Source organism: Mycobacterium sp. URHB0021, from assembly GCF_054057895.1.
In genome coordinates this window covers 486920-504180 of record NZ_JBSRZT010000002.1, presented here as the reverse complement: position 1 = coordinate 504180, position 17261 = coordinate 486920, and the positions used below count along the sequence as shown (strand labels likewise).

Below are 17261 nucleotides of genomic sequence, written 5' to 3'. Positions count from 1 at the left end.
GCACAGCGGGACTGAGCAAAGTGTGGCTCAAACCCGTGGCGGCATCGCCTTTCTGATGGCCTCCGCGGACTCGCGATCACGGGTCTCGTACGTCTGCGCAGCCGTGGTCAGTTTGCCGCCGTACGCGTGCGTGTTGCCGGCGAGCGTCGCCAATTCCGCGGCCACCAAAGTCTGGGCCGCCTGGCATGCAGCGCCGGTCTGTAATTGCGGCACTGCCGCGGACGCTTCTCCGAGTGGTGCGTCGGCCTGCAATGCCGACAAACTGTGCCCCGCCTGTTCGAACTCGTGGCCGACGCTGCGCAGAACGTCAGGATCGACCTTCAGGATGCCGTCGGTGCCACTCATAGCTCGATCTTCGGATCGGTGTCGGCAGGGCGGGTCGGCGCGGGCATGCGATGTTGCAGCGCGGGAGGCATTGTCTCCGAGGGACTCTCATTTGGTATACCGGCCGCCGACGCGCTCTGCGCCTCGGACTGGCCCTGTTGTGCGCCGTCTTCGCGGTACCGGTCTCGGTTGTTGTCCGGGGACTCCTCCGCGGGGTTCTCGCTCGATTCCTCGGCATGGCGGCTGGCCAGATCGAGTTCGCCCGGCTGCACAACCGTGCCATCGCCGCCCGATTTGCCGAGTTGACCACCCGATCCGCCGAGCTGTCCCATCAGACTTTGAGCACCCTGCATGATGCCCTGCGGCACGGCCGCGGCCAGCCCCATCAGCTGCATCGGCAGCTGTCCGGCCTGCTGGGCCATCTGCATGGGCATGCCCATCAACGGGCCCATTTGCCCCATCGGGTTCGGCTGGCATGAGGCGGTGTTCTCGGCTGTGGAGGTGCCGGATTGATTTCGTGCTTCGATTCTCCTGCCGAGCATCTCGTCTGTGCGCTCGTAGGTGTCGGCGGCGGAAACCACCTTGGTGGCCGTGTCCGTCGCGCCCGCCTTCACGGTAGGCATCTCCGCCAGGATCGGGCCTTCGGCGAGTGGCACCTCTCCCGTGATCGCCGTCGACAACGGATCCGTGCCGCCGGGTGGGGTGAACGGCGGAGGCGCCAGGGGCAGGTTTCCGGCTTGGTCGAGGAGACCGAAACCGCCCTCCCGTACGAGTTCGAGGTCGATTGACAGCGGCCGGGTCATCGCGAGCCCATCTCAGAACCGGATGTTCCGCAGGACGTCGTAGACGCTGGCGATCCACAACAGCAACGGAATCACCGCGGCGATCGCGGCGCCATCAACCAACTCGAGAAGCCGTTTGGTCACCGGCGACACCCGCCGCACACCCTCGGCGGCGCCGACCATGATCATCGCCACGACCACCGCCGACGCATAGATCGCCAGTACGAGCCACGCACTGGCGGGATACCACTGAGACAGCTTCACCGTCACACCGGTCGGAATGACGACGGCCGCGGTCAGAAGCGACCATGCGCACCAACGCTCGGCGTAGAGGCGTGACCGGAACCCGCAGATCGTCGCAACCAGGCCGGCGACGATGAGGCTGTGCACGAAGAAATGTCCTGGTACGACGACCGCGATCGCGCCCACCGTCAAGACCAGTGCGCCGGCCGCCAGAAAGCCGACCAGCAGCCTCTTCGCGAGTTCAGTTCGTTCGGTCAGGCGTGCCGCGGAGTCGGGCACTGATGCGATGATCGCCTGCCACGTCGAGGTCTCCTCGTCGGAAGCGCCCATCGTCGCGACCGGATCGAGCAGTTCTTCGTTGGCGACCGTCTCGCCCGGCGCCGTATCGGCGGGAGCGCGATGCGCGCCACGGCGACAGTCAATTTGGCGGCGTTCGTCACGACGATCAATCCGAACGCGATGGCACCGGCGGGCACCCAGTAGTCCCACCCGTAGCCGTACCCGACGGCGGCCACGGTGACCGCGATCGCCGTCACCGCCAGGAACGACGCCAATTCCGCTCGTCTGCGCGGTCCCCCGCGGGTGGCCAACGTCAACAGCAGCACGACGGCGCCCGCGCCTGCGATCTGCGGCGCCCCCATCGAATCGACCCCGCGGGGCAACGGCACACCCAGCGCCGTCGCCGCGGCCCACACCGGCAGCGATGCCGCCAGCAGGCTTTCCGCCATGTCGATGGATTCGTACCGGTTCGACGACACCGCGCGGCCGATGAGCAGAGCGACGCCGAAGAATCCGAGCGCCACCGCCCACCACCAGGCACGGCCGGTTTCGGACCACACCTTTACGGCCACCGCCGTGATGACCATCGCCATCACCGGAATCGCCAGCGCGATAAAGTGGTTCAGTGCGCGCCGGTCGAATTCGGGCGACTCGTCGAGCACCGCGATCGCATCGATGACATCCTCGACGAGTGGCCGGTACCGCTCGGTGCGGCTCACGGAGACCAGGGTCAGCAGTGACCCGTCGACCACCCCTGCGTGGTCGAGCGACTCACCCGACTTCAACGGAGGCGAACCCGGCCGCGCGAACGCCCAGACACCCTGTGCCTTGAAGTCGAAGCCCGCCAACACATCAGCCGGCGTGTCTCCGAGCAGATCCGCCAGGACCGACACGGTGTCGTTGATGTACGCCTCGATCGGCGCTGCCGCGGGCAATACAAGATCGGTCATGCGCCGGCCGGTGAGGATCGTGACTCGGGTGGTCGACGGCCGGCCGGGCGTGACGCTCGATGAAGATGGTGCGGGGGCGGTGGTGGTCAACGGCGTTCGAGCCTGTCGAAGTCGTCGGACAGCGCCGCACCCAGTTCGACGATTCGGCGTCGGAATGACTTGCTCAGTAATTCCAGCTGAATCTCGGTACCCGCTGCGATGTGCTTGTCCCACGGCAACACGACGACCCGTCCGGGCGGGACGTGCCGTTCGAACTGCTCCACCACGTCCGCGACGTCGATGTTGGGCTTACCCGGCACGACGTGATTGATCACCACGCACGAGCGGCCCAACAGATCCTGGTATCCATTCTGCCGCAACCAATCCATCGTCACGGCTGCCTGGCGGGCGCCGTCGATCGACGCACTGGCGACGATCACCAATCCGGAGACCGTCGACAACACGCCGCGAGACGCCGGCTGGAACAGCCCCGCCCCGCAGTCCGCGAGCACCAGGTTGTAGTACCGCGACACGATGTTGGTCGCGCCTGTCCAGTCATCGTCGTTGAACTCGCGGCGCGCCCCGCTGTACTCCTCCGAGGAGAGCACTTCGAGGTTCGCGTCGTTCATGCTGGTGTACGCGCGGATGTCGTTGTAGCGCGTCAAATCCTGATCCGACAACAGGTCCGATACGGTGGCGGCGGACTGCCGCCCCGCCCGGTCGGCCAGATTGCCTCCGTCGGGATCGGCGTCGATCGCCAGGATCCGGTCACCGCGGACCTTGCTCAAGGTGGAGCCGAGGGCCACGGTGATCGCCGTCTTGCCCACGCCGCCCTTGAGCCCGAAGACGCCGATCTGGTAGGAGTCCCTGGCATTTCGACGGATACGGGTATGCAGATCGAGCTCGTACAGTTCGTCGGGGGACAATCCGAGATTGATCCGGGTCAACACGTAGAGCACATGCCGCCAGCCGCGCTGCGACGGCATCTTCACCGCAGAGCGGACACCCACGTGCGACAGCGCGTCGATGGCACGGTGGTTGCCCATCGCCGCCGCCGACGTCGGCGCCGGTTGGCCAACCGGCTGACCGCTCCGCCAGACGCCGTGGGTCTCGGTCTGCGGTTCGGCGAAATGCTGCGCCGGGGCCGGTGCCGGTGCGCTCCTCGGGGCCGGCGCCGGCATCGGGCGCGGCTGCTCATACCGCGCGCCCGTGGGGGCGGTGGCCTGGGCTGCCCGCATCATTCCATTGTTCGGAAAACGCTGCGGCCCAGTTGATTGCGGTGGCATCTGGGTGGTGATCTCAGCATGCCGCGGGGCAGGCGCGGGCACTGTCTGGGTGCGTGGCGCCGCGACGGGCGTTGGTCCCGACACTTCGCCGTGCCCCTGGCCGCCGGTCGGCTGCGGGCCGCCCTCAGCTGATGCCGGCGTATCGCGGTCGCTGTTCATACTGTCCTCGTCGGCGGTGTCAACCGTGTCCGGGGAGTGGAATAGCCGGTCATAGTCGGCCGACATGAGTACCTCTCATCATCTGTTGTGTGCAGCCGCGGCTCGAGGTGGGCGAGAAGATGCGAGCACCTGATCGCCCACCTCACCGCCGCCCGTTTCTAGCCGCTGGTGAACGAGTTGCCCACCATCTTGTTCGTCTGGGCCATTGTGTGGCCGGCATCGCCGATGGCGGCCGACAGATTGTGCAGGGCTTCGTTCATCTCGTTGGAGTTTTGCTGCCACTGATTGTGAGCCTCCTGCCACGATATGGACGCATCGCCCTCCCATATGCCCGCGAGGTTCTTGATGGCGCCCTCGCCTTCCTCGAGGGTGCTGCGTATGTATTGCGCCTGGGCCGCAATGTCACCCGAGGAACCCTCGATACCCATGAAGTCATATTCCATTGGCATGTTTCTCTTCCCTTCGGTTCTCTACTTGTGACTAGTGCCCGGGCACCAAGTTCGCGGCGACCTGGTTGATGCCGTCACTGCCGTCGATGTCAGCCGTCACGTACTGATGGCCACCTTGCTGAATGTTGTGCGAGATGTCCGAAAGAAGCTGCGTCTGCTTGCGTGCGGCCTCCTCGTACTGCGTCAGCGCCCGCTGTGCTGCCATGCCGGCCTGCTCGCTGTGCAACTGCGTGGCCAAGGCGGCGGCGGAGTTACCGACATTGTTCATCGCCGTCGTCAGCTGCGTTGCAATCGTGTCGAAGTTAGCCGCCGACGAGAACATCGCCTCGGCTTCAGTCGTCAACGGTTGTCCCATACTGACTCACCTACTCTCTTCTGATCCCCTAGTACTTCCCGCCGCAGGGAGCGGCGAGCCTTCCGACCGAGGTGCGGTCGGCAAGTTCGGCTGACCGATTACCAGTCGTCCTCATCGTCTTCGTCGAGGTCGTGCACCAGCGGAGCGGGGGCCAGCAGCCCCGGCTTCGATCCGCCGCTCTTGGCGCCGCGGCCCATCGTTCCGATCGGTCCTGTCCCACCCGCGCCGCCGGCACCCACGGGCGCCAGTCCTGCAGCGCCGGAAGCCGCGCCGGCACCGGCGGCCACCGACACCGGTGACATCGCCGGTTCTGCGGGGCCGCGGACGAGGCTCGCCATCAAGGGAGTGCGTGCCGACGAGCCGCCGGCACCCGGCAGCGATGCCGCGCGGACCAGGCCCGCACCCACCCCGGCACCGGACCCTCCGATCGCGGGGTGGTTCGAGAACGGTGGAGCGCCCATCAGGCCGACCTGCGCGCCCTTGTCGCCGCCCATTCCACTGAAGATTGATGTCATCTGCTGTAGCGGCTGGGTCAACTGTTGGAAGGGCTGCGAGACCCCCTGCATCGCCTGCTGGGGCATCTGACCGACCGAGGAGGCGAGTTGCGTCGCCATGGAGACCCCTTGTTGCATGCCCTGCTGCATCATCTGGTCCTGCGGCTGACCAAGTGTGCTCGCGTGTTTGGCGTCATCCTCGGCGAGGATGCCGGGGTGGGATGCGGCGGCCGCAGCCCCGCCGGCGGTGACCCCGACGGTCTGCACCGTGGCCTCTCCGCTGACCTTCGTGAACGTCGCGTTGCGAGCCATGGCGGCGGGCGCCCTCATCGCACCCGAACTCATGCCGAAGGCCTGGGCGCTCTCGACCATGCCTGGGACGACGACCGGCTTCGGCGGGCTGATCGGTTCAAACGTGGCGTTGACCGCCGTATGGCCCTCGTATACGCCCATCACCTCCGCAGCGAGATCCCACATCCGTTGGTAGTCGAGTTCGGTCAGCGTGATGGGAAGCCGGTTGATCTCCATGAAGTTCGTGGATTCGAGGACCGCATGGGTGACGTGGTTGAGCTCGATCTCGAACATCTGCGGCGTGGTCATCGCGGCGGTTGTGTAACTGGTCGCCTGCGCGCCGGCCTGCGCCGCCCGCTTGAGTGCCTGCAGCGATAGCATGCGTAGCCACAGAATCATCGGGATCGTTGCTGTGACCGCACTCTCCGCCGCGGTTCCGGTCCACAGCCCCTGAATCGCGTTCACGCTCGCCATCAACTCGTCGGCCTGCGTCTCGAGTTCGATGGCGAGCGTCTCCCACCCCGCGGCGGTCTGGAGCATGGGCGCTGCGCCAGCTCCGGTCGTCAACCGTGAGGTGTTGACCTCGGGTGGCATCGCACCCCAGATCGGGGGGATGAAAAAGGGAATTGTCGCCATGTCTCAACGGTCTCCGGTGCGGACCCGATGCTGCTAAAGGCCCGCCGCATTGGCGCCATCGGTAGTGGTGTAGGTGTTCGTGATCTCGATGAAATGTGCACCTAGGCGGGCGATTTCTTCCTGCGCTACCGCGTTCAGCGCCGTTGCCTGCGCATTCTCTGCCGTGAACGCGGCCATGGCGTGGGCCGACACTTCTTCAACACCTGCGGGTGCTTCCGGCGTCGCCGCGACCGCCGCAGTTGTTCCGGCCGCGAATCCCCGCAGTCCATTTGCGGTGACCTGTCCTCCGACGCCGATGACGCCTTCGTTGTGACTCAGATGATCCATTCGCCGTTTCTCCCAGATTTGTCGAAATCAGTGCTGATGCCGCCGTGAACACCCGGTAGCCATCGCTCGATCCTACCCAAGTGATTCCCCGATCGATTTGCTGACTTAAATACTAGACGTTGCTGTGTGCCCTTCGATCCTAACCCGGTGCGAGGTGTGCTTCTGCCACCTATTCCTCGGGCGGATCGACGTACGCCGCCTGGATCACCTCTCTGCCGTCCGGGGTGACGAAGAATGCCTGCCCTGGTGGCCTTCTTTTGACCAGGATCTCCCTGGCCGGGAAATCGGCCTTCTCGCCGGACAGGAACATCGTCGGCGTCCCCGCGCCGTAGGCGGTGCCGACGAACTTGTCCATGGACGCCCGGTGCGCCTGGCTCATCTGGCACGTGACGATGAGGTGCAGGCCGATGTCGGCGGCCGCGGGAAGCAAGGGCGCCAGCGGCATGGTGGGCAGCCCCATCCCGCCTGCGGCGACCACCATGTGCCAGTCGTCGACCAGCAGCACGATGTCGGGCCCGGTCCACCAGGACCGCGACCTCAGTTGCGCAGCGGTCAGGTCGGCCGGTGGCAGTCGCTTCTTCAGGAAGACCGCGAGGGCCTGCATCGCCTCCTCCAGACTCGCATGGTTTCGATTGATCGCGGCTGCCCCGACCAAATGGGATTCGGGTACGGCGTCGAGCAGACCAGAGCGGTAGTCCGCCAGCATGAACCGCACCTGGTCGGGACTGTTCCGAGCACAGATCGCCTGCGCGACCGCGTGCGCGATCCGGGTCTTTCCCGACTTCGGCGCCCCGAAGATCAGCTGATGCGGCGTGGTGTGCATGGGGTTGACGGCCACCGTCAGGTCAGACTCGCGAATGCCGACCGGAATCGTCCACCGTGTCCGGTAATCCGTTTCGGGTCCCGACGGCTGCGGATCGAGCTCACGCAGGTAGATGCGCTCGGGCAGTATCCGCACCCGTGGGGCCTGCTCGGTGTGACGCACCGAGATCTGTTGGACCGCCGACGTCAGCGCCGGTCCGAGGTTCTCGGCACTCCGCACGCCGTCGAGACGCGGAACGCCGACCATCAAATGGTGACGCTCCATCGACACCGCCCGGCCGGGGCGATTAGCGGGTACCTCGCGGGCGATCCGGTCGATCTGCGTCTCGTTGACATCCCCGAGACGGAACTCCACCTTGATGCCGAGGTAATCCCTGACCCGCGCGCGCAATTCCGTCCAGCGCGGAGTCGCGATCACCGTGTGCACCCCGTAGGCCAGGCCCTGGCCGGCGATGTCCTGCACGACCGGCTCCAGGTCGGGGAATTCGGAGGTGAACGCCGGCCAGCCGTCGATGACGAGGAACACGTCGCCGAAGGGATCCGCTGACACCGGATGGTTCGGGTCGTCGCGCATCTGCCGATAGGTCGCCACCGACCCGACCCGGTATTGCTTGAACACCACCTCTCGTTGCCGTAGAACGGCTTTCACCTCCGCAACCACACGGTGGACTCTGTCCGGCTCGGCGCGGGTGGCTACCCCACCCACGTGGGGCAGGTCCTCGACGTACATCAACCCACCGCCACCGAGATCGACGCAGTAGAACTGGACTTGTCGCGGGCTGTGCGTCGCGGCGGCCGACAGGATCAGCGTCTGCAGAAACGTCGACTTCCCGGTCTGCGGGGCTCCACCGACGGCGATATTGCCGCTGGCGCCGGCCACGTCGATGCCCCACACACCCTGGCGGTGGCGACGCGGTTCGTCCATCACGCCCAGCCCGAAACGCAAAGACTGTCGCTGATCGTCCGACTCGACCAGTTCGTCGACCGGCGCCGGCGCTGCCAACGGTGGCAGCCACATCCGATATGCACGGGTCTCGCCGGTCGTCAGTTGGTCGAGGACGACCTCCCGCAGTATCCGCCGGCCGGTGTCGGTGGTCATGGCGTCACCGCCGTATCGGTCACCGGCGCGGCCGTGAACTGATGGATGCGCAGCCGGCGCGGTCCCTGTGGGCGGACTTCGCCGTTGCCATCGACGTCGAGTTGCGCTGCCGGCATAAAGTTTTCGCCGGTATACACGCTGTGGAACTTGACCGGGTCTTCCATCCCGACCCGCAGGAACCCGGTTCCGCTCTCCTTGTTCGAGATGTACTGCGCCTCGGGTGTCCCGATGACGGCCTTGGACTCGGCCGAGCTGGTGGTTCGCAATGCGATGCGATAGGTGAGGTTGGGCTCCAGCTTGTCGATGCGCGCACCGCCGGTGTTCAGCGACTGGGTGGCCAGCAGCAGGTGCACCCTCAGCGATCGGCCCACGCGGCAGATGCGGTCGAACAGGGCGATGAAGTCCGGGTGATTCTGCAAGAGCTCGGCGAATTCGTCGACCACGACGAACAGCGTTGGCAGTGGCCCTAGTTCGGCGCCGCGTTCGCGGTGCTTCTCGTATTCGGCCACACCGGACAGTGCGCCGGCCGCACCGACCTGCATGCCGGCCTGGCGGAGAATGGACTGCCTGCGGTCAAGCTCACCGGTCAGCACTTCGCCCATGCGGCTGACGAGTTCGGCTTCTTCCTCCATGTTCGTGACAACGGCCGCGGTGTGCGGCAGCTTTTCCATGCCGAGGAAGGTCGAACCGCCCTTGAAGTCGGTGAGCAGCAGATTGACCTGGTCGGGGTGATGGGTGGCAGCGAGCGAGAGGATCAGCGTCCGGAGAAATTCCGACTTTCCGGAACCCGTGGTGCCGATCAGCATCCCGTGGGGCCCGGCGCCGAACTCGGCGCCTTCCTTGATGTCCAGGTACATGATCTCGCCGGTCTTGAGCTCGTGGCCGAACGGGATTCGCAGCCGGTCCCTGTCGGAGTCGGCGAACATGCGCCACCTATTCGGCGTGACTTCCTCGATCGTCTGCGCACCCACGATCTGGTGCCATTCGGTGGCGACCTTCTTCTGCACCCGGGTGTTCCTGTCGATGATCGTGCCGGTGATGGACCATCCGGCCAGCTTGCGCGCGATTCGCGACGCGTGTTCGGGCGTCATCCGGTCGACCGTGGTCGCCACCAGGCGGGAGTTCTGGTTGGGCAACCGATCATCGGCGCTGCCGTCCGCGTCGACCCGAAGCCGGTAGGCAGAGCCCCGGTGGTTACCGAGCGTGATCACCGTGACGCCGGCCCGGCCATCCACCGGGAAGCCGGCCTTGCCGCCGGTCAGATCGATGACGACGACATACGGTCCGCCCGGCGCCGCATCGGGTGAGTGCGGGCCGCGGGCGGTCAGATCGGACAGTCCGTCGGGCCGGGTCAACACCATTCGGGTAGGGCCCGCGTAGTCGGTGTCGCTCTGGTGTTGAACGTGCGGCAACCATTTCAGCCACGCCCAGTGCGGATCGTCCGGGTTGTCGGTGAGCACCCGTAGCTGCAGCAGGTCCGGCGGATGGAACACCGCCAGGTGGCAGATCATTGCGGTCAACAACCCGGCGGCGCCATCCGGGTCACCACCGACGGCAATCGTCGGAAACGTCCTGAGTTGCAGCAACTTCGGACAATCATGGATCAGACCGTGGGTTCGCAGGAACTTGGTCAACCACATGTGGCTCACGGGCTCGAGGTGTGGCTGCGGCGCCCCCTGTGGTCCCGTGAGTTCGCCACCGACCGCCGGCTTCAGCAACCGGTCGACGGCCGGTTCGGCACCGATGCCGATTCGCGTGGCCGCGTAGAAGTCGGCGTTCGTCGGCCGTGACCATTGTCGGTTGGTCCCGATCAGCGACAGCAGGTCCTCGGGGTGCGGCGCGTGGTAGTTGAAGAAGGTGACCTGCGCTGCCGCCGAAGAGGTCACGCGGGTCCGCAGACCCGCGAGGTACCTCAGATACTCCTTGCGGTCGGCGTTGATCTCGGGCACCCGCTTTACACCCGATCCGCCGCCGACCATCATTCCGGTGGCCGCCATGACCATCATCAGCGGCATCATCAGCATGTACGGCGACAGTTGGCGGATGCCGGTGAAGATCATGATGGCGACCATGCCCACCATGCAGCCGCCCATCACCCATGGCAGGGCCTTCTGCATGGCCGACGGCGGGATGTCGATTCCCAGGTCGTCGGGCGGAGTCACGTTGATCTCACCTGGAGTCAAGCGCGGGCCCCGCTTGATGATCGGGGTGAACTTCCTGGTGGTCATCCGCCGCCTCCCGCCAGCGCCGGTTGTGTGTTTCCGGCTTGAATCTTTCTGGGGTTCGGGTCGGCGGGCAGAGTGTCGTGCTCCACCAGTGCTGCCTCCTTCGACAGCACCGGGCCGTCGACCAGCAGACTGACCACCTGCCACGGTGCGGTCTTGGGCGCGGTCAGCCCGAGATTGCCTGCGATCTCTTCGTTCGGCACGCCATAGCGCACACCCTGCGGGTCGATGTAGTAGAGGCTTTCGCCGTAGCGCGGATCCGGCGACTGCAGCCTGATGTACTGACCGCCGTCGAGGTAAACCGTTGCGTTGCCGCCGATCTGCTTGATCCCCGTCGACAGCGAAGACGCCGCGATGGGCAACCGGCGTCCCGCGATCACGGTGGTCCTCGGGGCCTGGTCACCGGGTTCTCGCTCCCACGCCCAGCACAGGGTGGGCGCGTCATGGCGCAGCAGAACGTCCAGTGGCTTCTCGGGCAGCGGCGACACATAGACCTGTTCGGCAATCCTGGCCACCGTGCTGGCCTCCACCGATGGTGGGGCAACCAGCCCGAACGAGTTCGAGGCCCGCAGCGCCGCCGCCGTCGTGTCGTTGACCTTGGCAACGCCGTCGGGCAGCACCACGTAGGGCTGCTCGCCGTCGTCGGTGACCACCTCGAACACCGATCCGATCACCAGATTCGGCGCCAAGCCAACGGCATTGGGCCCGCCCGCGGCGGGAACGGGCGGCAGATGCCACGGGCCCACATTGGGCAGCGCGTTGAACAAACCCTCGGAGATGGGAGTGGCCCGTGCGGTCACTGGTATTCCGACGGCGGATGTGACGGCCCGGTCGGCCAGGTCGATGGCGTGCCGGCCCTCGCTCGTGACGAGCCAGTCATTGCCTTGATAGGCAACCAGCATCGCCTGGTCAGGCCGCATGGCACCCACCGCGGCGTCGGTCACCAGGGGCAGCACCACCACCGAGGTCTCGACCGTGGGCGCGACGCTTTCAGGCCGGGTGACGTTGTCACACAGCGTCCACATCGAGTCTCCGGCGCCCGAGACCGGCGTTGCGTACGGGGCTCCGGGAATACCGATCGGCTGTCCCTTCGGCATCCGGTTCAGCTCATCGGATTTGACGGCGGTCGGATTGTCTGCGCCGCCGAGAACCAGTCGCGCCGACGTCAGGTTGTAGACCGGCCGCAACTGTCCGCCGTTCGGCAAGACGACATAGAGCTGGTTTGTGGTGCGATCCACCAGAAGTGAATCACCGCTGCGCTTTCCGAGCGGCTTGAAATAGGCGAGCAATGCTGCACCCAGGCAGACCAATACCGCGACGACGATGCCGGCGAAGACGGCCCGGCTGTAGAACTGCAGCGGATCGTCGAACATCCGCGTGTCCCGGCGCACGATCGCGTGCTCGACCCGGCGCAGTAGAAACCGCCAGCCGCTGACCTGAACCTTGGTGGTGAGTCGAAATCCTGCCATCGCTTACCCGCTGATGCCCAAGCGTCCGTGGACGGCGCTGATCGCCGCCGCCATGTCCTCACCGTGGATCTCGCTGAGCTGGTCGACGCCCAGGCTGTCGAAGTCCAGCGACCGGGCCAGCCGCATGTCGCGACTCTGCTCGCCGGCTTCCACCAGCTGCCGTGCGTAGCGCCCGTTGCCCGCCACGTCCAGCGCCGGTTTACCGTTGATCGTGCGCTGGCTCAGCAGCGTCGCGGCATCCAACACGCTCTTGGCGGCCTCGTCGCTCAAGGACGAATCATTCCCGGCCGCAATAACTTCCGCGATGTCCACGATCTCGTCCGGTGAGTACGCGTCGAACTCGATGCGGGTCGAGAAGCGGGACCGTAGCCCGTCGTTGGTCTCGAGCAGGCGGTCGATGTCGGAGCCGTATCCGGCGATGATCACCACCAATCGGTCGCGGTCGTTCTCCATCCGCGCCAGGAGCGTGTCGAGCGCCTCGGTTCCGAAGGGATCGGCGCGGCCGTCGCGCTCCTGCACCAGCGAATAGGCCTCGTCGACGAACAGCACCCCGCCCATCGCACGATCCACCGCGCGCGCGGTCTTCACCGCCGACTGACCCTCGTACTCGGCAACGAAATCCTTCCGCGATGTCTCAACGAGTTTCGGCTCAGCAATGACACCCAGGCCGGCCAGGATGTTGGCCACCACCCGGGCGATCGTCGTCTTACCCGTTCCCGGCGGCCCGGTGAAGATCATGTGCTTGGACGCCTGGGCAACCTTCATCCCCCGGGCTGCACGGACTTTCGCCATCTGGGTGGCGGCGCGGTAGCGCTCGATCTGGTCCTTGACCCGGCTCAATCCGATCTGACGGTCGAGTTCCGCCTGCGCGTCGGCGAGCAGCTTCTCGCGTCCTGAGGTGTCCGCAACAACGCTCGACGGATCCCACGGATCCTTGCGTGCGGAGATCTTCTCCGCAGTTGTCGTGCTCATTCGGTATGCGGGGTCCTTCAGGGCCGCTGCGACTTTGGGTTCGGGATGGGTGGCCTGAAGCCATTCGAGTAAGGCGACGGCGGCGTCCTCGTTACCCTGGCTACGCCGCGTCATGGCCAGATACCAGGCAATCGCCGGGGCGCAGGCCTGCCCTGCCGGAGACGAATTCGACTCGGTCAGCCGCCGGTCCGCCTCGGTGAACAGCCCCAGGTTGGCCGCTGCAACGCCATGCGCCACACCGGCGGCTGCCGCCAAGAACTTGTCGGGCCATGCCCCGGCACCGCGGACCTCATCGATCACGTCCGTCCAGCGTTCGGCCGCACCGTAGATCACCGTCCTGACCCATGACACCAGGTGCTCGGCTCCGGCGGACGGAATGTCGTCCAGCGCCTCCATCGCGTCGACGTAGTTTCGTTCGACGGCTTCGTTGACCGCGAACCCCATCGTGATGGCCAGCGGCGAATTGACGGGATAGGTGATGTCGCCGTACTGGCCGCCGATCGGGATCCGGGCGCTCAGGCTGTTCATCGCGATTTCGGCGGCGCCGGCGAGTTGACCGAAGTTGGTGCGGGAGTACCAGGCCCGGAACAGCGTCACCCGATCGGTGTCCCCGCACCGGATCCTGCCGACCCAGGCGTCGCAGGCGGTTTCATCGAAGTTGGTGATCTCGGTGAAGAGTTCCAGCGAGCGGGCGGGAGCGCTGGGCAGCATCCCGATCGCCGTGCCGAACAAGTTCGAGAGGTGGTCAGTCATGGCCACCTGCGTACCGGGTCGCGAAGACCTCCGCTCGCGTGGCCTCGGCGTCCTCGGGCGACGGCAGATCGAGGTCGCGTCGCAGGAAGTCCCGTGTCGCAACGTTGTCATGGCCCTGCGCGCGCATGCCCTCGAGGATGAAAGAGTACTGGGCGGACCTGGCATCCTGGGTGGCCAGACGCGCGACGACGACGATCTCCTCTGCGAGGTGCGTTTCGGTCATCGTCGTCGCCTTCGGCGACAGGTCGATCTGTTGCACTCGGCCGTCCATCATCGTCGTGACCGTCACCGTGCCGGGCGGGTTGGTCACCGAGAACAGAGGCATGACTTCGTCGTCCGCGGACTGCACGAAGGCGTCCGCCAGGCCGTTGTCGTGGACAGCATCCGATTCCTCGGCCGCAACGTACTCACCGAGCACGGCGAGGTCCACAGTTTCGGACTCGCCCTGTCGGGGTGAGAAGTCGAGCGCCGCGAGGTCATCGTGGTCCCGATCTTCGGATTTGTCTGGCGGAGTGCCGTCCACCGTGTCGCCTTTCTCAGTCGAAATGAGCGGTGCCCGCATCTGTTTGGTCGAACCACTTGCCGGACGGAAGAAACTCGGTCAGTCCGTCCACGGCGCGCTCGAGGTTCTCAGGGCTGCCGGGAAGAAAGCTTCCGTAGAGCTCACCGCCCACCCGCCTCGGTATCGACACGATCCGGCCGTGGTCGGAGTCGAGTACTCCGGCCCCGACGTCGGTTCGTGAGCACGTCCCGCCGGGGTGACGTTCGTTCGCGATGATCTCCACCCAGCTACTGGGATTGCCGATCATCTCTGAGTAGATCCGCGCCGATGCAGCGGATATGCCGTGTCGCGCTAGCTGGTCGGGGGTCCTGCAGCCCGCCAGCGAGCTCGAGATAGCCGTCAGTGGTTCGACATTCGCGGGTGCGGCCGGCCCGAGCACCACGGTCAACATTCCGGCCACGCCCACCTGGGGTGCCACCCGCTGCAGGACCAGCATCTCTTCGTCGCGGGCGGCCACGACATGGCGCTGCCCTTTACGGCACACCACGAAGCGCAGCATTTTGCCATCGACGTCACGGCGCCACCACCGGCACTCGAGCGTGCGATCGGGACGGCTGAGCGTGTTCACCATGGCGGCCACCTCGGGATGGGGCCGCCCGAACCCGTCGAGCACACCTTGTGCCGTGAGGTCACGGCCGACCTGGTCCCACACCTTGTCGCGCAACTCGACGTTGGGAATGTTCGGCCGGATGCCGAGGGACAGGGGGAAATCGATCAGTTCTAGCCGATCGGCGATCACCAGCATCCCGTCGATCGTCAGCTCGACACCGACGACGTCGTCGTAGTGGGTCGGCTCGCGGTCGGTGGCTTGTGGATTGACCATGATCATCGCGGCGGCATGACCGAATCGAGTCGAACACCCATCGCTCCGTCGACCTGGTCGTATCGCGTCGCTGCGTCGAAGAGTCTGTCCCGCATTCCTTCGGACGCCTCCGCCATGGCATCGGCGGAGCCTTGGCGGGCGTTCTGGATGGCCTCCACCGCCGCTGCCGTGGACCATGCGATCACCCCGTGCGATATCCGAACCGCCGTGTCGACGCCCTCGATCACGTGGGTGGCCCCCCTGATCTCGGTTGCCGCCTTCTGTTGTTGGACGGCCAGGTCTCGTAGGTGGGCCGTCGTGACGCGCAATGTGTCGCCGGACATGAACCGTCGTCTCCTGTTCGCTAATCCTGCGGTCTCGTAGCTGCCGGCGGCACGGACGGCCGTCCGGCGTCACGGTTGTCCTCGACGGGCACCAGCCCGCCGACGACGTCTTCGTCGGCCGTCGCTTCCGGCTTGGGCTCGTCGCCGGATTCGCTGTCGTGTTTGAGTTCCTTCGTGCGAGGGTTCTCGCCGTCTCGACGGTCGTTATCCGTATTCGGCGCAGCGGTCGGCGTGGTGGCCGATTGGCCGGTCGTCGCGGGTGCGGCGGGCTGAGACTGACCACCTGCCAGTAACGCACCGAGCGGCGCGAGCATCGAGGCGAGCAGGCCGAGTGCCGAATCGGACGTCGGGGGTGGCGTGAACGGTGGCGCCGGTGGCGCCGCCGCAGCTGCAGGCGCGGACAGCGGTGGCGCGCAAGACGAAGGTGCGGCCTCGATTCCCGCTGGATTTCCACTCAGGGCGCCCGGTGCGCCGAGGTTGGCGCGCGGTGGCACGACGTATCCACCGGTGCCGGTCACGTCGGTGGGTGCCCGCTCGGTTCGATCGCTTGGTCGTCGGACAGGGTCGTCGTCCGGCGGTGGTGGCGGCAGCGGAGTGAACAAATCGGTGTCGTCCGCGGATGGCGCACCGTCGGCGGCCTCGGTGTACAACTGCACCGCTTGCCAGAGTTGAGCGGCGTTCTCGCCCGTCTCCCGCGATAGTTCGTTGAGCTCAACACTGCAGATGCTCAGGGCCGCTTGGACGGCGGCGAGTTCGATCGCGTATTTGATCGCCCTGCCCGACGGTCCGGCGAATTCCAGGGCGAAGGTTACCCAGCTGAGGTCGGCCAGGTGATTCGATTGGTCATCCATCTTGTCGCGGTGGTAGGTGACTTGGTAGGCCTCTCGCGCGAGCACCGTCTGCACGCTCCGGTCCAGGAGCGCGACCGTGTTGGTGCGGCCCGCCTGCTGCCGGTTTGCGGTCGCGTACGCGTCGGCGCCCGCGCCCTCCCAGTCGCCGGGCATCGCCGACGACAGTGTTTCGGTGGCCCCGTTGAACCGGCGCCACCCCCGACCGAACCGCTCGCCGACTTCCGGCTCCCCATACCCCGTGGTATCCCGCATGCCGCGGATCAGCAGTTGGCCGGCCTCGATGACCTCGGAGCCGACGGCCTCGCGGAAAAGGTCGGCCGCCGACATCTGGTGCGGGATCACGCCGTCGACGACGTCGCCCGCACCGCGCCGGAGGTCGCGCAGTAATTTGCCGAGACCCTCGACGCCCCGGAACGCACTCATACCTCAAACCCCTTCGCCGCAAGCGAGCGTACCAGCGGAGGAACTACCTCCAGGACATTAATTTGTGGGGCGGACAATCCATACAGAATCTCGTGAAACCGTCCCTCCAGCAATCTGGCGCCAGTGTAGCGAATGGAATTCTTCGCTTGTCGACGCAGTGCCATCCGCCGTCGCTGCCATGCTCAGCGAACGCCTCTACACTCGCGCACAGCGGCGTCACCATCGTAGGCCGCTGGCCGCATGGCAAACCGCCGGCGACCGGGGCCCGCTGCCGCAGGCCGCCGTCGTCGACTGACTATCGGCTTGGATCGGGCGAAACGAATAGCAGCGCGCCATGGTTACTGGATTTGCTGATCATCGGCGGCGTAATGACGCAGGCGCTGTA

The 17261-nt window shown here is 66.1% G+C and carries 15 protein-coding genes and 1 pseudogene; all 16 read right to left on the bottom strand.

Features of this window, described 5'->3' with window-relative positions; genetic code table 11:
* Positions 1 to 27: 27 nt before the first annotated feature.
* Positions 28 to 345 carry a type VII secretion target gene (locus ACVWWN_RS04545; RefSeq protein ID WP_457142826.1) on the bottom strand — a complete coding sequence of 106 codons (318 nt, stop codon included), beginning with the start codon at positions 343 to 345 and terminating at the stop codon, positions 28 to 30.
* Positions 342 to 1127 carry a hypothetical protein gene (locus tag ACVWWN_RS04540; RefSeq protein WP_457142825.1) on the bottom strand — a complete coding sequence of 262 codons (786 nt, stop codon included), beginning with the start codon at positions 1125 to 1127 and terminating at the stop codon, positions 342 to 344. Before ACVWWN_RS04540 ends, ACVWWN_RS04545 begins: the two co-directional genes overlap by 4 nt.
* A 12-nt stretch (positions 1128 to 1139) precedes the next feature.
* Positions 1140 to 2668 (bottom strand): annotated as a pseudogene (eccD, locus tag ACVWWN_RS04535) (type VII secretion integral membrane protein EccD).
* Positions 2665 to 4068, bottom strand: coding sequence for a MinD/ParA family ATP-binding protein (locus ACVWWN_RS04530; protein WP_457142824.1), 1404 nt, complete (start codon positions 4066 to 4068; stop codon positions 2665 to 2667). Before ACVWWN_RS04530 ends, eccD begins: the two are co-directional and overlap by 4 nt.
* A gap of 92 nt (positions 4069 to 4160) precedes the next feature.
* Positions 4161 to 4451, bottom strand: coding sequence for a WXG100 family type VII secretion target (locus ACVWWN_RS04525; protein WP_457142823.1), 291 nt, complete (start codon positions 4449 to 4451; stop codon positions 4161 to 4163).
* Between the two features lie 31 nt (positions 4452 to 4482).
* Positions 4483 to 4806, bottom strand: coding sequence for a WXG100 family type VII secretion target (locus ACVWWN_RS04520; protein ID WP_457142822.1), 324 nt, complete (start codon positions 4804 to 4806; stop codon positions 4483 to 4485).
* A 98-nt stretch (positions 4807 to 4904) separates the two neighbouring features.
* On the bottom strand, positions 4905 to 6227 hold the full coding sequence (locus ACVWWN_RS04515) for a PPE family protein (protein ID WP_457142821.1): 1323 nt from the start codon (positions 6225 to 6227) through the stop codon (positions 4905 to 4907).
* A gap of 33 nt (positions 6228 to 6260) precedes the next feature.
* Complete coding sequence (locus ACVWWN_RS04510; RefSeq protein ID WP_457142820.1) at positions 6261 to 6554, bottom strand: PE domain-containing protein; 294 nt, start codon at positions 6552 to 6554, stop codon at positions 6261 to 6263.
* 169 nt (positions 6555 to 6723) lie between these two features.
* Complete coding sequence (eccCb, locus tag ACVWWN_RS04505) at positions 6724 to 8475, bottom strand: type VII secretion protein EccCb (protein WP_457142819.1); 1752 nt, start codon at positions 8473 to 8475, stop codon at positions 6724 to 6726.
* Positions 8472 to 10703, bottom strand: a complete 2232-nt coding sequence (gene eccCa, locus ACVWWN_RS04500) for a type VII secretion protein EccCa (RefSeq protein WP_457142818.1) — start codon at positions 10701 to 10703, stop codon at positions 8472 to 8474. Before eccCa ends, eccCb begins: the two co-directional genes overlap by 4 nt.
* The gene (gene eccB / locus ACVWWN_RS04495; RefSeq protein ID WP_457142817.1) at positions 10700 to 12169 is read right to left on the bottom strand and encodes a type VII secretion protein EccB; all 1470 of its coding nucleotides are present in this window, start codon (positions 12167 to 12169) and stop codon (positions 10700 to 10702) included. Before eccB ends, eccCa begins: the two co-directional genes overlap by 4 nt.
* 3 nt (positions 12170 to 12172) lie before the next feature.
* On the bottom strand, positions 12173 to 13894 hold the full coding sequence (gene eccA, locus ACVWWN_RS04490) for a type VII secretion AAA-ATPase EccA (RefSeq protein ID WP_457142816.1): 1722 nt from the start codon (positions 13892 to 13894) through the stop codon (positions 12173 to 12175).
* Positions 13887 to 14417: a hypothetical protein gene (locus ACVWWN_RS04485; RefSeq protein ID WP_457142815.1), complete on the bottom strand. Its 531-nt coding sequence runs from the start codon at positions 14415 to 14417 to the stop codon at positions 13887 to 13889. Before ACVWWN_RS04485 ends, eccA begins: the two co-directional genes overlap by 8 nt.
* Before the next feature lie 13 nt (positions 14418 to 14430).
* On the bottom strand, positions 14431 to 15279 hold the full coding sequence (locus ACVWWN_RS04480) for an ESX secretion-associated protein EspG (RefSeq protein ID WP_457148994.1): 849 nt from the start codon (positions 15277 to 15279) through the stop codon (positions 14431 to 14433).
* A 2-nt stretch (positions 15280 to 15281) separates the two neighbouring features.
* Entirely contained in the window at positions 15282 to 15602 is a 321-nt protein-coding gene (locus ACVWWN_RS04475; RefSeq protein WP_457142814.1) for an ESX-1 secretion-associated protein, read from the bottom strand.
* Between the two features lie 20 nt (positions 15603 to 15622).
* Positions 15623 to 16876: an EspA/EspE family type VII secretion system effector gene (locus ACVWWN_RS04470; protein ID WP_457142813.1), complete on the bottom strand. Its 1254-nt coding sequence runs from the start codon at positions 16874 to 16876 to the stop codon at positions 15623 to 15625.
* Positions 16877 to 17261: the final 385 nt, after the last annotated feature.

What these genes read in the sequence shown, in the direction of transcription:
- ACVWWN_RS04480 (WP_457148994.1), bottom strand. Translation starts at nt 15,279, where the DNA reads ATGGTCAATCCACAAGCCACCGACCGCGAGCCGACCCACTACGACGAC.
- eccCb (WP_457142819.1), bottom strand. Translation starts at nt 8,475, where the DNA reads ATGACCACCGACACCGGCCGGCGGATACTGCGGGAGGTCGTCCTCGAC.
- eccA (WP_457142816.1), bottom strand. Translation starts at nt 13,894, where the DNA reads ATGACTGACCACCTCTCGAACTTGTTCGGCACGGCGATCGGGATGCTG.
- ACVWWN_RS04470 (WP_457142813.1), bottom strand. Translation starts at nt 16,876, where the DNA reads ATGAGTGCGTTCCGGGGCGTCGAGGGTCTCGGCAAATTACTGCGCGAC.
- ACVWWN_RS04510 (WP_457142820.1), bottom strand. Translation starts at nt 6,554, where the DNA reads ATGGATCATCTGAGTCACAACGAAGGCGTCATCGGCGTCGGAGGACAG.
- ACVWWN_RS04515 (WP_457142821.1), bottom strand. Translation starts at nt 6,227, where the DNA reads ATGGCGACAATTCCCTTTTTCATCCCCCCGATCTGGGGTGCGATGCCA.
- eccCa (WP_457142818.1), bottom strand. Translation starts at nt 10,703, where the DNA reads ATGACCACCAGGAAGTTCACCCCGATCATCAAGCGGGGCCCGCGCTTG.
- eccB (WP_457142817.1), bottom strand. Translation starts at nt 12,169, where the DNA reads ATGGCAGGATTTCGACTCACCACCAAGGTTCAGGTCAGCGGCTGGCGG.
- ACVWWN_RS04545 (WP_457142826.1), bottom strand. Translation starts at nt 345, where the DNA reads ATGAGTGGCACCGACGGCATCCTGAAGGTCGATCCTGACGTTCTGCGC.
- ACVWWN_RS04520 (WP_457142822.1), bottom strand. Translation starts at nt 4,806, where the DNA reads ATGGGACAACCGTTGACGACTGAAGCCGAGGCGATGTTCTCGTCGGCG.
- ACVWWN_RS04475 (WP_457142814.1), bottom strand. Translation starts at nt 15,602, where the DNA reads ATGTCCGGCGACACATTGCGCGTCACGACGGCCCACCTACGAGACCTG.
- ACVWWN_RS04540 (WP_457142825.1), bottom strand. Translation starts at nt 1,127, where the DNA reads ATGACCCGGCCGCTGTCAATCGACCTCGAACTCGTACGGGAGGGCGGT.
- ACVWWN_RS04530 (WP_457142824.1), bottom strand. Translation starts at nt 4,068, where the DNA reads ATGTCGGCCGACTATGACCGGCTATTCCACTCCCCGGACACGGTTGAC.
- ACVWWN_RS04525 (WP_457142823.1), bottom strand. Translation starts at nt 4,451, where the DNA reads ATGCCAATGGAATATGACTTCATGGGTATCGAGGGTTCCTCGGGTGAC.